9 protein-coding genes are annotated in these 14,141 nt (G+C 75.3%); 1 reads left to right on the top strand and 8 read right to left on the bottom strand.

The window, feature by feature from the left end; all coding sequences use genetic code 11:
- Nucleotides 1-241 precede the first annotated feature (241 nt).
- The 5 genes from hemW to ACZ5T9_RS03200 form a co-directional block, all read right to left on the bottom strand.
- A complete protein-coding gene (gene hemW / locus ACZ5T9_RS03220) occupies nt 242-1,687 on the bottom strand; it encodes a radical SAM family heme chaperone HemW (RefSeq protein ID WP_464834384.1) in 1,446 nt (481 codons plus the stop codon).
- Entirely contained in the window at nt 1,687-3,525 is a 1,839-nt protein-coding gene (gene lepA / locus ACZ5T9_RS03215; RefSeq protein ID WP_464833816.1) for a translation elongation factor 4, read from the bottom strand. The genes hemW and lepA overlap by 1 nt, the downstream gene beginning before the upstream one ends.
- Nucleotides 3,526-3,648: 123 nt before the next feature.
- Nucleotides 3,649-4,485: a thioredoxin family protein gene (locus tag ACZ5T9_RS03210; protein WP_464833814.1), complete on the bottom strand. Its 837-nt coding sequence runs from the start codon at nt 4,483-4,485 to the stop codon at nt 3,649-3,651.
- Between the two features lie 257 nt (nt 4,486-4,742).
- Nucleotides 4,743-7,085 (bottom strand): stage II sporulation protein P, encoded by a 2,343-nt coding sequence (spoIIP, locus tag ACZ5T9_RS03205; RefSeq protein WP_464833813.1) that lies wholly within the window; start codon nt 7,083-7,085, stop codon nt 4,743-4,745.
- 426 nt (nt 7,086-7,511) lie between these two features.
- Nucleotides 7,512-7,841 carry a phage holin family protein gene (locus ACZ5T9_RS03200; RefSeq protein WP_464833811.1) on the bottom strand — a complete coding sequence of 110 codons (330 nt, stop codon included), beginning with the start codon at nt 7,839-7,841 and terminating at the stop codon, nt 7,512-7,514.
- Nucleotides 7,842-8,008: 167 nt separating this feature from the next.
- Here ACZ5T9_RS03200 and rpsT point away from each other — a divergent pair, with 167 nt between their 5' ends.
- On the top strand, nt 8,009-8,281 hold the full coding sequence (gene rpsT, locus ACZ5T9_RS03195) for a 30S ribosomal protein S20 (RefSeq protein WP_006902944.1): 273 nt from the start codon (nt 8,009-8,011) through the stop codon (nt 8,279-8,281).
- A gap of 191 nt (nt 8,282-8,472) precedes the next feature.
- Here the strand turns inward: rpsT and holA are convergent, their stop codons facing one another.
- From holA to ACZ5T9_RS03180, 3 genes are all read right to left on the bottom strand, one after another.
- Nucleotides 8,473-9,735, bottom strand: coding sequence for a DNA polymerase III subunit delta (gene holA / locus ACZ5T9_RS03190; RefSeq protein ID WP_006902943.1), 1,263 nt, complete (start codon nt 9,733-9,735; stop codon nt 8,473-8,475).
- Between the two features lie 74 nt (nt 9,736-9,809).
- Nucleotides 9,810-12,791 carry a ComEC/Rec2 family competence protein gene (locus tag ACZ5T9_RS03185; protein ID WP_464833809.1) on the bottom strand — a complete coding sequence of 994 codons (2,982 nt, stop codon included), beginning with the start codon at nt 12,789-12,791 and terminating at the stop codon, nt 9,810-9,812.
- A gap of 35 nt (nt 12,792-12,826) precedes the next feature.
- Complete coding sequence (locus tag ACZ5T9_RS03180; RefSeq protein WP_464833808.1) at nt 12,827-14,008, bottom strand: ComEA family DNA-binding protein; 1,182 nt, start codon at nt 14,006-14,008, stop codon at nt 12,827-12,829.
- Nucleotides 14,009-14,141 lie beyond the last annotated feature (133 nt).

Below are 14,141 nucleotides of genomic sequence, written 5' to 3'. Positions count from 1 at the left end.
CTGCCGGCCGGCGCCCGTGGCCGGTACGGCCCGCCGCCCATGACCGGACCGGCGGCCTCGACCCCGGCCGCCCGGTGGGCTCTCTCCGGAGACCGAGTCGACGCCCGCTGCCGGAGCCGGCTGCCGCCTGCCCGGCGGTCTCACGGACCCGGAGCCGGCACCCGGATGCGGGCCGGTTAGCACTCAATATCAGAGAGTGCTAATGATCCTCTTAACAAGGTAGCACCGGCGGCGCCGGCCGTCAACGGGACGGGTCCGCGCCGACGAACTCGGCCAGCACGCTGTTGGCCACGGGCACCGCCTGAAGGCTGAGGCGCAGGTACCCTGCCTCCCGCAGGAGCCAGCCCCCGGCCAGCAGCCGGGCCACCGCCTCCGGGAAGGCTTCCGCCGGGGTCAGGCCGAACCGCCGGGCGAAGCGAGCCTCCTCAACCCCCTCGGCCAGGCGCAGGCCCAGGATCATGGTCTCCTCCATCGCCTGGCGCCGGCCGACGGGTTCTCGCAGGTCCACGGCCGGCTCGCCTTGCTCCAGGCTGGCGGCGTAGGCCAGGGGGTGCAGCCGGTTGCGCCGCCGCTCCCCCTGCCAGCAAGACCAGGCGCCGGGCCCCGCCCCCAGATAGGAGCCGTTCAGCCAGTAGACCCGGTTGTGGACCGACTCCCGCCCGGGCCGGGCGAAGTTCGAGATCTCGTACCGGACGAACCCGGCCGCGCCTAGCACCTCGTACGCACGGTCGAACATGGCCCGCTCCACATCCTCCCCCGGCAGGTCCAGAAGGCCGGCCTCCCACCGGCGGTGGAAGGGCGTGCCCGGGTGCAGCTCCAGGCCGTAGCAGGAGACGTGCTCGGGCTCCAGCGCCACCACGGCCCGGAGGGATTCCTCCCACTGGGCCAGGGTTTGCCCGGGCAGGCCGAAGATCAAGTCGACGTTCACGTTGTCGAACCCGGCCCGGCGCACCCGCTCGTACGTGGCCTGAAAATCCGCCCAGGTGTGGTCCCGGCCGATGGCCTGGAGCAGCTCGTCCTGCACCGCCTGCAGCCCCAGGCTCAGCCGGGTGACCCCGCCCCCGCGCAGGGCCCGCAACCGGCCTTCGTCCAGCGTGCCGGGATTGCACTCCACGGTGATCTCCGCCCCGGGGGCCAGGGCGAAGCGGCGGTGCACCGCCTCCAGCAGCCGCTCCAGTTCGGCGGGCTCCAGGAGGGACGGCGTGCCGCCGCCTACGAAGACCGAGACCAGGGGCCGGGTCAGGCCGGGATCGGCCGCCAGCAGGTCGAGTTCCCGCTCCAGGGCGGCCAGGTAGCGGCGCTTGCCTTCGGGGTCGAGCAGGTAGGTGTTGAAATCGCAGTAGTAGCACCGCTGGCGGCAGTAGGGGACGTGGATGTAGAGGGCGGGTCCGGCATCCCAATCGGGCCAGGTCCCGGCCCCGGGCGGGTCCGGATCCAGGCGGGCGGCCGCGGGGGCCGGGGTCCCGGCGCCAGCACCGGCCCCGCGCCGGGCCTCACCGGCCGGCGGGGACGGGCTGCGGGCCGGGTTCGTCCGGATGCCGGGGGCGGTGGACCCGCCAGGGCCTGAAGGGCCGCCCCCCGCAGGCGAGCCGCCGGTCCCCGCCGCCGGCCCTTGGCTCACGCCTGGCACCGGCCCTGCGGACCCGGCCGGCGCCCCGACCTTGTCGCCGGCGGCGACCGGCCGCATCACCTGCCCCCGCCTCCCCGGGGCTCGTCCACCCGCAGCACGGCCATGAAGGCCTCCTGGGGGATCTCCACCCGGCCCACCTGCTTCATGCGCTTCTTGCCTTCCTTCTGCTTCTCCAAAAGTTTCCGCTTCCGGGTCACGTCACCGCCGTAGCACTTGGCCAGCACGTTCTTCTTCAGGGCGCGGATGGTCTCCCGGGCGATGACCCGCGAACCCACCGCCGCCTGGATGGGTACCTCGAAGAGCTGGCGCGGGATCAGCTCCTTGAGCCGCTCCACCAGGGCGCGGCCGCGGGCGTAGGCCTTGTCCCGGTGGACGATGACCGACAGGGCGTCCACCAGTTCCCCCGCCACCAGCACGTCCAGCCGCACCAGGTCCGACTCCCGGTACCCCTCCAGCTGGTAGTCCAGGGTGGCGTAGCCCTTGGAGCGCGATTTCATCTGGTCGAAGAAGTCGTACATGATCTCCGCCAGGGGCATGAGGTACTCCAGGCGGACCCGCCGCGGGTCCAGGTATTCCATGTTGACGAACTCGCCCCGGCGCTCCTGGCAGAGCTCCATGATGGAGCCCACGTAGTCCTTCGGCGTGAAGATGGAGGCCCGCACGTAGGGCTCCAGGAACGCCTCGATCCGGTCGCGAGGCGGCAGGTCGGCCGGGTTCTGGATCTCGACCTCGCTCCCGTCCCGCAGGCGGATGCGGTAGACCACGCTGGGCGCGGTGGTGATCAGGTCCAGGTCGTACTCGCGCTCCAGGCGCTCCTGGACGATCTCCATGTGCAGCAGGCCGAGGAACCCGCAGCGGAAGCCGAAGCCCAGGGCTTCGGAAGTCTCCGGCTCGAACACCAGCGCCGCGTCGTTGAGGTGCAGCTTCTCCAGCGCCTCCCGCAGCCGGTCGTAATCGCCGGGGTCCACGGGGTAGAGGCCCGTGAAGACCATGGGCTTGGCGGGCTGGTAGCCGGGCAGGGGCTCCGCCGCCGGGCGGTCGACCAGGGTGATGGTGTCGCCCACGCGGCAGTCCCGCACGTTCTTGATGCCCGCGGCGACGAAGCCCACCTCCCCGGCGGCCAGCTCGTCCACGGGAACCAGCATGGGCCGAAAGGTGCCCAGCTGGTCGACTTCAACCTCCGTGCCCGTGGCCATCAGGCGGATGCGGTCGGCGGGGCGCAACCGGCCGTCCCGCACCCGGACGTAGGCGATGACGCCGCGGTAGGGGTCGTAGTGGCTGTCGAAGACCAGGGCCCGCAGGGGCGCCTCGGGATCGCCGGCCGGGGGCGGGATCCGCCGGACCACCGCCTCCAGCAAGGCTTCCACGCCGGTGCCTTCCTTGGCGGACACCAGGAGGACCTCGCCGGGATCGAAGCCCAGGTCGGCCAGCTGCTGGCGCACCTCGTCAGGCCGGGCCGCGGGCAGGTCGATCTTGTTGATCACCGGGATCAGCACCAGGCCGGCGTCCAGCGCCAGGTAGAGGTTGGCGACCGTCTGGGCCTCCACCCCCTGGGTGGCGTCGACCAGCAGGATGGCGCCCTCGCAGGCCGCCAGGGCCCGGGAGACCTCGTAGCTGAAGTCCACATGGCCCGGCGTGTCGATCAGGTGCAGGGTGTATTCCTGGCCGTCGGCGGCGCGGTAGAACATGCGGACCGCCTGGGCCTTGATGGTGATGCCCCGCTCCCGCTCCAGGTCCAGCATGTCCAGCACCTGGTCCCGGCGCTCCCGCTCGCTGATGGTGCCGGTTTGCTCCAGCAACCGGTCGGCCAGGGTGGACTTGCCGTGATCGATATGGGCGATGATGCAGAAGTTGCGGATCCGGGCCTGGCGGCCCCCTCCGGCAGCCTGGTTCATCCTGCACCGAGACCTCGCCGTTTGCGGAATCGGAATGGCGCGCAATGCCCGGGCCGTTCACCGGGCCCCGGACGCCCGGTCCCGGGCGCCACCTTGACCCGGGCCCGGCACCCCGCCGCCTGCTCAGGCCGGCGGGATTCCTAGAGCCTGGGCAATCGCCGACCACAGCATCTCGTCACCCACGGCCCCGTCCAGGGCCACCCGGTCGTTGACCACCGTCTTGGGTACGGCCCAGACCTGGTACTGGCGCGCCAGCTGCGGGAACGAGCTGGCCTCCACCGCCTCGGCGATCACCCGGGGGCTGGCCAGGGCCAGTTGCATGGCGGAGCGCACGGCCCGCGGGCAATGGGGTCAGGTGGGGGTGAAGAACACCCGCAGGTGGACCGTTTCCTCAGCCTGTTCCAGGAGGGCGAGGCGATGGGCGTCCAGCACCCCGCCCGCCGCGGAGGAACCTGCCCCGAGGCCGCCCTCCGCCGGGCCCCGGGTTTCCCCGGTTCCGCCCGGCGCCGCGGCCTCGCCGCCCGGCTCGCCCGGGCCCTCGCTCACCGTGGCGCCCCGGTCCTCGCCGCCCGGGGCGCCGGGCGCCGCCCCATGGCCGTCCCCGCGGCCTGCTTCCACCAGCGCCTCCAGCAGGGTGGCGAACTCGTAGCCCATGGGCGGCCCCACGAAGCGGATGCGGCCGCCGGCCCGCCCGTGGATCACCAGGGTGGGGGTGCGCTCCACGCCCAACTGGCGAGCCCGCTCGCTCTCCCGGTCGAGGTCGCGCACCGCAAGCCCCAGCCGGGGGCCGAGGGCACAGACCTCTTCCAGCAGCTGCACCGTCTCCTCGCAGCGCGGGCACTCCCGGCCGGGGATGATCAAGCGGGTATCGCGGACGAAGAGGTCAAGCTCCACGGGAGCGTCGACCGCCGCCAGCCGCTCGGCCACCGCCCGCCTCTGGGACTCGGCGAGGATCGCCACGGGCCCATCGCCTCCTCACGCCGGCGGCAGTTCCCGGCCGCCCCCGGCCGGGAACTGCCGCTACCGTTGAGGATACCGGCGAGGGCCCGCCGTCACAAGCCCGGCCACCCCCGTCTCAAGCCCGGCCACCCCCGGCCCGGAGGCACCGCCCGGCGGGCCCGGGTCCCCCGGAACCGCCCGCATCCCGCGGCCCGGCCCGCCCGGGGCTCCACCCGGACCCGCCGCGACCCGCCGGACCGGGCCCCCGGGGCCGGATCTCAGCGGGGCGGCGCCACCCCCGGCGGGCACTGAAAGGGACGGTCCGCCTGGGGCACCTTGCCCGCTTCGATGACCGCCGCCAGCGCTTCGGCGAACATCCGGGCGCTGCGGTCCGCTTCCTCGGGCGTGTTGCCGTAGCCGCCGATCTCCACCAGCACCGCACCGGGCCGGACATGCTGGTTGTAGCGGTTGTCCGACAACAGCACGCCCTTGACCAGGCCGGGGTAGCGGGCGTTGAGCTCCGCCACGATCCACTGCACGAAGCAGAAGTTCTTCTTCCAGTGGGGGTGCTCCAACCGGCGGTCGGTCCCCACGACGAAGAGGATGCCGGCGGCCGGCCGCCCGCCCACCTTCACCAGGGTCGAATCCCGCGGGATCCCGTCGCGGTGGACGTCCAGCACCACGTCGACCGTGGGATAGCGGTCCAAAAGGCCGGGTTCCTCCTTGCTGCCGGCCAGGGCCGCCAGGGAACGCTGGTAATTGCCGATGCGCGTCACCCGCTGGCCGTCCCGGTCGAACACCTGGCGCAGGTGGACCGCGCCGATGCCGTGCTCCTCCAGCACCTGCTGGATCACCGCCCCGGCCCCCACCACGCTGGCCCCGGGATCGCTGGTGAACGCCTCCACCGCCGGGTCGAACCCGGCCCCCGCCGGCACGGCGCCCACGTACGCCTCGCTGGTGTGGGTGTGGTAGATCAGCACCCGCGGCCGGTCGCCGGTGACCGCCACCTCCCCGCCGCCCTGGGCCGGCGCCGGCGGGCGGAAGCGGGGCAGGCCGCCGGCCAGCACGTCGGGGGGCGCCAGCCGGCCTACCACCGGCCCGCCCTCTTCCTCGAAGACTTCCAGATGATGCTCTCCCGGGAACTGGGCGGCCACCAGGGTAAGGGGCTCGTCCAGCCGGACGCCGCTGGCCTTCTCGACCAGCAGGTAGGCCAAGCGGCGGCCCAGCTGGCCGGCGTCGCCCGCACCCGCGCCGGCATCCCCCGCGCCCTCGCCTTCACCGGCGGGCGAACCCGGCCACACCGCACGCAGGACGGCGCGCCAGCCCCACAGGCGCTCGCCCAGGGCCTGCCAGAGATCGGGCTCCTCCCCGCTGCCGCCCGCGGCCGGGGCACCGGCATCCCCGCCGCCGGCGGCCTCGCCGCCCGCAGCACCAGGGCCGGCGCCGCCCCCACCACCAGGAGCAGCACCGCCTGCAGCACCGGGTGCAGCACCGCCTGCGCCACCGGGTCGAGGGCCGTCCTCCTGCCCTGGCTGGGGAGCCCGGCCGCCGCCGCTCAGGGCCGGAACGGCCGGTTCCTCCAGATCCTGGCCCGGACGGGCTGGTGCGGTGAAGGCACCGCCACCCGCCAGCCGGGCGGGTGCCTCCGCCCGGTCCCAGGGCAACCCTCCCCCCAGCCCGGCCAGGAAGAGGAACACCGCGACCACCAGACCGGCGTAGGTGGCCACCAGGGACCAGGCGTCGGGACGCCCGCCGCCGCCTTGCGGCCGGGCGCCGTCCTTCCCGGCGGGCCCCGGCCTGCCGGGCGGTCCCCCGGGTCCCGAGGCGTCCCGGGCGCCGCCATCGCCGGAGGAACCGGCACCCGTTTCCTCCTGCGCCCCGGGCGGGTCGCCACGCGAGCCTGCGGCGTCCGGCGCCCCGGGGTCCCGGGTGCCGGCAGCACCGGTTCGCCGGGAAGCATCGTCCCCCCTCGTCGAGGCCGCCCGCACCCCGCCGGCCGGGACCGGCCCTGCCGCTCGCCCCCCGGGCCGGCGCGCCCCGGCCGCCGCCGGGTTCATCCCCGGCAGGCCGGATCCCGGCGGCACACCGGGACCCGTCGCCGCGCCGGGTTCTGCCGCGGCGACGGCCTCGCGGGCCCCGGTCCGGGACGGGACGGCAGGCCGGGAACGATCGGGCACCACCGCTCCAGGGGACGGGCGGCGGCGCCCGGCAGCCGGCCGGCCCAGGGCCGGCGGCACGGGAGCCGGGGCGAGAGGGCCTGTCCCATCGCCGGGCTGCAGCCCCGGCGGGGGCGCGGCCCGGCTCGCGCTCCCTCCCGCGGCCTCACCGGGCGGTGGGGCCGGGTCGTCGCCCGCGGCACGCCCTGCCTCCCGGTCACCTCCCACTGCCGGGCCGCCGCCCGCCCCCCGGGCCGTGCTGGGCCCGCCGCCGGCCGGCAGGGCGTATCCGCCGGAGGCATGCTCCAGAGCCGGCCCGCCGGCCGGTTCGTCCCGGTGGGAGGCTCGGGCCCGGTCCGGCTGGGACCGGCCCGCGGTGGGCGGGAGCGACGGGTCGCCGGAAGGCCGGGCGGCCGGTGCAGGCGCGCCGGGTGTGCCGTGACCCGGAGGCCGGTGTACGGACATGGCTGTCCCTCCATTCGCCTCCGCTGCACACCTATGCGCCAAGTCAGGTGGTCATGCCGGGGGCCGGCCGCAGGGCACCGGCCCGAGGGCCTCAGCCCCGCCAGGTACCGGGACGGGGTCCGCCTCCAGGTCGAGACAGCGGAGAAAGCCGGAGCAGAGAGCAGGGCGTGGAGCGGGGCGAGAAAGAGCGGGGAGCCGAGCGTTCAGCCTATGGCGACAAGTTGCGGAAGGCTGGCGTGGCCTTGCGCGGAGAGCCGGGCGTGCAGGGCACGGGGTGGCGGAGAGGGCAGGGTGCAGGCAGTGAGCGGAGAACGCCGGTCCCGGCGCACGGCAGGGCGGGCTCCCGCCGGAGCCCGCACCCGCAGCCGGCCCAGGCCACGGGCCTGGCGTGCAGCCGGAACCGGTGGATCCCCAACCGCTCCCTCTTCACCTGAGTTCCGTCGGGACGAAGGCGTCGATGATGCCGATGATCAGCGAGGCCAGCAGCGCGCCCAGGATGGAGACGCTCATGCCGGGCACGATGAACTGCACCGCGTAGATCACCACCGCGGCAGTCAAGAAGCCGACCAGGCCACGGGCCTGCGGGGAGATGTTCTTCCCCAGGAGTGCCTCGACGAGCCAGCCGATGGCGGCGATGGCCACCGCTGCCAGCAGGGCGTTGACGAAGCCGATGATCCGGAACCCGGGCACCAGGAAACCCACCAGCAAGAGGACGATGGCGGAGACGATGAAGCGAATGATGGCCCCAATCACCACCAGGGTCACTCCTTCCAGCCGCTAGCTCCTTCACCGGCTGTAGGCTAACCCTCCGGGAGAGCCGCTATTCCCCGCCGGCAGGAAGAGCTGGGCGCCGGGAGGCGCCGTCCCCTTGCTACGCCCGGCCCCGTGGATTAACATGAAAGTCTGGCACGGAGGTGAAGACGGTGCCCAACACCCGTTCGGCGCGCAAGCGGGTCCGGATTGCGGAGCGCAACCGCCTGCGCAACAAGATGTACAAGACCCGGATCAAGACGGCCATCCGGCGCCTCGAGGAAGCCCTCTCCGGAGGCGATGACGACGCCATCAGGGCGGCCCTGCGGCGGGCCCTGAGCGCCATCGACCGGGCGGCGGTGCGGGGTGCGATCCACCGCAACACCGCAGCGCGCAAGAAGTCTCGCCTGATGCAGCGGCTGAAGAAGCTCGGGCGCGCTTCCTGAAAGCGTGCCCCGCAGCCGGGAGCCGGCTTATCGCCTGCTGCCGGCGCCGTCGTGCTGCCGGTACGCTGCTGCCGCGGCCTGCTCTCTGGGGCTGCGCCCATGCTGCTGGTGCATGCGGGTGCGGGGCTGCCTTTTTGCTGCTGGTGCTGCAGGCCGCCGGGCAACGGCCTGATCGCTAGAACTGGTTGGTACTACGGCCGCTTCTGTCGGGAAGCGGCTTCTTTTTTGGCATAGGGTTTCGGGGTTCCCGTGGGCTCGGGTTCCGCCACCTGCAGCCCGGCCAGAAACCAGACCAGGCGCTCCAGGCCGATGCGGGCCGGCCACCGTCCCTGCTTGATGCCCACATCGGCCTCCAGAACCGCTTCCAGGGCCGCCATCGCCCGGTCCGGCGCCAGCTGGCGGGACTGCTGCCAGGCCTTGCGCGCCACGAAGGGGTGAAGTTGCAACCACGCTTGCAGGTCGGCCACATCGCCCCCTTGCCGGCGGAGGCTGGCCGCATAGGCCAGGATGCGGTACTGCCGGGCGATCAGGGCCAGCAGGCGCAGGGGCGGCTCGCTGGCGTCCAGCAACCGCCCCACCAGTTCCATGGCCTGCCGGCGCCGCCCGGCCACGATGGCATCAACCAGCTCGAACACCCCGGCCGTCGCCACCGCCACCCCCACCTGGCGCAGGTCGGCAGCCGTGATCCGCCGGCGGTCGCCCACGTAGGTTGCGACCTTGGCCAGCTCGCTGGCCAGCCGCCGCAGGTCGGGTTCGCCCGATTCCACCAGCCAGGCCACCGCCTCCGGGTCGAGCTCCTTTCCCCAGGCGGCCGCCTGCCGGGCCAGCCACTGCCCGAGGGCCTCGTCCCGCAGGGGCTGGCAGGCCACCGCCCAGCCTCGCTGCCGCAGGCGCCGGACGGCGGCGCGCCGGCCGTCCAGATCCGGAGGATGGCTGATGACCAGTACGGCGCTGGGCGACGGGTCGTCCAGGTAGGCCAGCAGCGCCCCTTCGGCGGGGTCGGCGCTCCGGCCCGTTCCGGCGGACGAACCGGACCCCGCGCCGCCCGCCTCCGGTTGGTCCGCACCGCCTTGCGATCCCGCGGCGCCGGCGTGCCCGCCGGCGTCCCCACCGGTGGTCCGGCCGCCTCCGCCTTGCGCACTGCCCCCCGTCCCGCGACCGCTGCTGGCGGCAGCACCCCGCGGGGCCAGCCAGGCTGCCTCCCGGACCACCACCAGCCGCCGTTCCGCCAGGAACGGGACCGTCCGGGCCTGTTCCACCGCTTGCGCCGGCGCGGCCGACCGGCCGTCCAGCTGGGTGAGGTTCAGCACATCGCCGTCGGGCAGCAACGTCCTGCGCAACGCCTGGATGATGGCGTCGTGCCAGTAGGTCTCCGGGCCGTGCAGCACGTAGACCGGCTGGATCTGGCCCTGCTCAATGGCGGCCAGCACGGTGGCGGCAGGTTGCGATTCCAAGGGCAGGCGGACCTCCTCCCTTGCGTGCCTCCAGCCAGCATCCTACCGGACATCCTACCGGACCGTCGCGCCCTTCACGACCCCCTGAACGCCCGGGAGGCCTCGGAGTTCCCGCCGCCGGGAAGCATGACCCGGACCTCCAGGCGCTGGCCCGGTCCTGCCCGGACCGACACCGCACCCAGCCGGTCGGTCCGCAGCACGGGGATGCCGGCACGCTGCAGGCGGGCCAGGGTCTCCACATGGGGCAGCCCGTAAGGGTTCGGACCGGCGGAAACCACCGCCAGTCGCGGCCTTACCGCCGCCAGGAAGGCGGCGGTGGTCGCCCCGCGCGAGCCGTGGTGGGAGACCTTGAGCACCTCGGCGCGCAGGTCCACTCCCCGGCGCAGGAGCTCTTCCTCGCCGGCTCGCTCCAGGTCGCCGGTCAGGAGCAGGCGCGGTCCGCCGCAATCGAGCCGCAGGACCAGCGACCGGTCGTTTTCGCTGCCGGCCGGCCCGCCGCCGCGGCCGCTTCCCCTTGCGCCATCTGCCGCCGCGGCGCCGGTCCCGGCCGCGCCACCCGGCTCCTGGGGATGCAGAACGTCGACCCGGCAACCGGGCGCCGGCTGCCACCGCCATCCGGCCGCCGGCCGCACCAGGGGCACGCCGCGCCGGGCAGCGGCCGCCTGGATGGCCTCGTCCAGCGGCACGCCCGGGATGCCGCCCAGCCAGACCATCTGGGCCCCCAGCTGCTCGATGACGGCCCCTGCCCCGCCGGCGTGGTCCCGGTCTCCGTGGGTGACGACCAGCAGGTCCGGCCCCCGGCCCAGCAGCCGCCGCACCACCGGCACCGTGACCTGCTCCCCCACGGCGTCGGCCACGACCGGCGGCGGCCCGGGCCAGTACCGGCCGGGTTCGGCCTGCAGGGCTTTGCCGCCGGCGTCCACCAGGGCGCTCCGGCCCCCCGGGAACTGCACCAGGATGGCGTCACCCTGCCCCACGTCGAGAAACCAGGCCACCCACGTCCCCGGGGCGGGCGGCCGGAGCAGCCAGGCGGACAGGGCCACCGCCGCGACCAGCCCCGTAGCGGCCGGGGCCAGCTGCTGCAGAGGGGGCAGGGGGCGAGGACGCCGGCGCCGGGCGTAGGCCGGGCGCCCGTCGCCCAGGCACCAGAGGATCCAGGTGGTGGCCAGGGCCAGGCAGCCCGCGGCCGCCGGCGCCAGCCCGCCGGCGGCACCCGGTACCCGCCCCGCCACCATGGCCGTCTTCACCATGAGCGCCAGGCTGGCAGCTGCTGGCCACCCCGCCAGCCTGGCCAGCAGGGCGGCCGGTTCCTGCCAGCCGGAGGGCAAGGGGAGAGCATGGAGCGTCGCGCCCAGCGCCGCCGCTGCGGCGGCCGCCACCAGGGCCACGGCGGAGACGGGCACCACGGCCAGGTTCGCCACCAGGGCCAGCAGGGGCGCCCGGCCGAAGAGGGCAACCTGCACGGGCAGGACGGCCAGCTGCGCCGCCAGGGTGACCGCCAGGGCATCGCCGGCCCAGCCGGCGACGTGCCAGAAGGCCCCCCGTACCCGGCCGGCCGTTCCTTCCCGCCAGGGCGGCTCTGGGGGGCGCGTGGCCCAGCGGCTCGCATCGGCGCAACCGGCCGGCACCCCGGCGGTGGAGGTGCCGGCCCGGGACCCGCCACGGGGTACGAGGGCACCCTGGTGCTGTCCCGGCGCCGCTTGCGGTGGAACCGGACCGGCGCCGGGCCGGTGCCTCCTTTCCATGACGGGCTCGCGCGGGTTCGCCAGGAGTGGCGCCAGGAAGCCCAGCGGCGGTTCCGGAAAGGCGTGCTCCAGGCGGGTCGCAGCGAGCCCGGCCGGCGCCGCGTGCTCCCCTCCGGGCCGTCGCGGTCCCACCGGCGCCACGAGGGCCCGGCAGCGGTTCCACCACCGCCGCCAGGCCCGCTGCAGGGGGCTTCCCAGCAGGATCAGTCCCGCCGTCGCCGCGAAGGACAGCTGGAACCCCGGATCCAGGAGGACCAGGGGCCGCCAGGCTGCCTGCAGAAACCCCGACCATACCAGAATGGTGAGGGGGCTCACCGGGCGGGCCAGGGCCCGCGCAAGCTCCGCGAGCAGAAAGGTTGCGGTGGCCCGCAGCACCGACGGCGGCCCGCCGGTCAGGCCTGCATACAGGACCACCACCGCCATGGCACCCGCCCGCCGCCGGCGCGGCAGCCAGCGCGCCCTGCCGGCCGTCCAGGTCGCAAGGGCCGCGGCCATGGCCACATGCTGGCCCGACACGGCCAGGGCGTGAATCAGTCCCGTTTCGGCCAGGGCGTTCCGCGCCGTCACGGAAAGGCCCTGGCGCTGATCGAGGAGCAGGGCTGCGGCCACGCCCCGGGGGCCCGGCGGCAAGGCGAGGACCAGGCCCGCTTCCAGGGCATGCCTGAGCCGGGCCAGACCCCGGCCGGCCCAGCTGAAGGGCCCCGGCGCGACCTGCACCCGGGGCGGCCCGTCGGCCCGGAGCTCATAAGCATAGCCCTGGCGCAGCCCGGCCGCCCGGTCGTCGTAGCCGCCGGGATTGGTCGCCGGGCGCAGCCGCCGCAGGGTGCCCGTCACCTGGACCACCGCCCCCGGCGGGATCCCCTGGCCTGGGCCCGCACCCATGGTCCGGGGCCAGCGGACCCGAAGTCGGGTGCGCACCGGGGTGTCGCCGATGGCCGTCACGGCCAGCCGCTCGGCTCCCTCCAGGCGCCCCGTCACCACCACCGGCCGCACCCCTTCCCATGGGGCCGGCCCCCAGGCGTCACGGATCCAGCTGTCGGCTGCCAGCCAGGCGGAGCCGGCCGCCAGCGCCACCAGCAGCGAGCCGGCCATGCGCTCCGGAACCCACCACGGCCGGCGACCGCCCCGGCCGTCTCCGGCCGCCCCGTTCCACGGCATGGTGACCAGGGCGGCCCCCAGCCCGAGCAGCGCCGCCTCCGCCGCGGGTGCGCCCGGCGGCGGCGGGCCGGCCTGGTAGCCCGGCCAGCGCAGCAGGGCCCACAAGCCGACGGTAGCCGCGTAAGCCAGCATCCAGCCGGTGCGGTAGACCACCCTGCCCTCTCTCCTTCAACCGGGCGCCGGGAGCATCAGGGGCCGGCGGTGATGTGCGGAAGCAGCTGGGCCAGGGTCTTCTCCCCAATGCCCGGCACCCGGGTCAGGTCCTGGGGACGGCGGAAGGGGCCGTTGACCTCCCGGTCCGCCACAATGCGCTGGGCCAGGGCCGGCCCGATGCCCGGCAGAGCCTCCAGCTCGGCCGCCGTGGCGCGGTTGATGTCGATCCGGCCCTGGGGCCCGCCGGCGGCGCCGGCTCCCCCGCCGGTGGCGGTGCCGGCCGCGGCCCCCGGAGCGGCGGCGGTGACGCCGTCCCGGGCCGGGACGAAGGTTCCGGCCGCCAGCTCCTTCTGGGTGGGCACCAGGACGCGCGTGCCGTCGGCCAGGGGAACCGCCAGATTCAGGGCATGCGGCGCCGCTGCCGGCGCCGGGCCGCCGGCAGCGGTGATGGCATCGACCACCCGGGCACCGGCCGGGAGGAGGTACACGCCGGGCTGGGCCACGGCCCCGGCCACGTGCACGGTGAGGACCGGCCCGGAGGGCCCGCCCGCCGCGCCCGGCCTCACCGGCCTTCCGGCGGCACCGGCTGCACCCGGATAGAGTTGGGCCCAGACGGCGGGCGAGGCAGGGTCACCGGACTCCCCGGCCCCTGCCTGACGCTCACCGGCCGCCTCCGGCCCCTGGAGCGCGGGGTCGCCGGGTGGGGACGGGGTATCCCCGGGCGCCGTTCCTGGCGTCGCCCCCGCCCGTAGGGGCCCGGGCTGGTCGCCCTTCGACGCAGCGCCCGTCTCGCTCCCTGCTGTCTCGGGCTCCCCCGGCGGCGCGGTGGCGGAGACCTCCGGCCGGCCAGGCCCTGGAGCCGGCCCCGGCTCCACCAGCAGCGGTGCCGCCGCACTGCCGGTCATGGCGCGCCACGACCAGACGGCGGCCAGGAAACAGAGCCCCAGCAGCGGCGCCACCGTTCCGGCCCGGCGCCGCCGGGAGGCCGGACCGGAAACCACCGGAGGCCGGGGTGGTGGCGTGAAATCCGCCCCCGAGGGCGGGCCCGGCTGGGCTCGCCCCGGGCCCCTCCGCGGGCCGGGCACCCGGGCACCGGCTACGGATCCGGAGGGGCGGCTTGCGCCAGGGGCAACCCGCTCCGGCGGCTGGAAGAACACCACGCCGGCACGCTCGCCGTGGTGCGTCGCATGGGGCGGGCGGAACGACCCCGGATCCATGTCCCATGCCTCCCCGCGCAACAAAGGGTCCCGCCCTCCGCGATCCGGCCAGGCCCTGCGACCGGCCGGATGCCCCTCGCGACCCCTACCCCGGGGACAGGCAGCGAAGCTCGCGGTGATGGCGGGCTTCCGG

Source organism: Thermaerobacter nagasakiensis, assembly GCF_055396825.1.
The sequence above is the reverse complement of the archived record's forward strand: the minus strand, read 5'-3'. Positions and strand labels throughout refer to the sequence as shown.

Coding starts and splice junctions, on each gene's coding strand:
- hemW (WP_464834384.1), bottom strand. CDS start 1,687: ATGCGGCCGGTCGCCGCCGGCGACAAGGTCGGGGCGCCGGCCGGGTCC.
- lepA (WP_464833816.1), bottom strand. CDS start 3,525: ATGAACCAGGCTGCCGGAGGGGGCCGCCAGGCCCGGATCCGCAACTTC.
- spoIIP (WP_464833813.1), bottom strand. CDS start 7,085: ATGTCCGTACACCGGCCTCCGGGTCACGGCACACCCGGCGCGCCTGCA.
- ACZ5T9_RS03180 (WP_464833808.1), bottom strand. CDS start 14,008: ATGGATCCGGGGTCGTTCCGCCCGCCCCATGCGACGCACCACGGCGAG.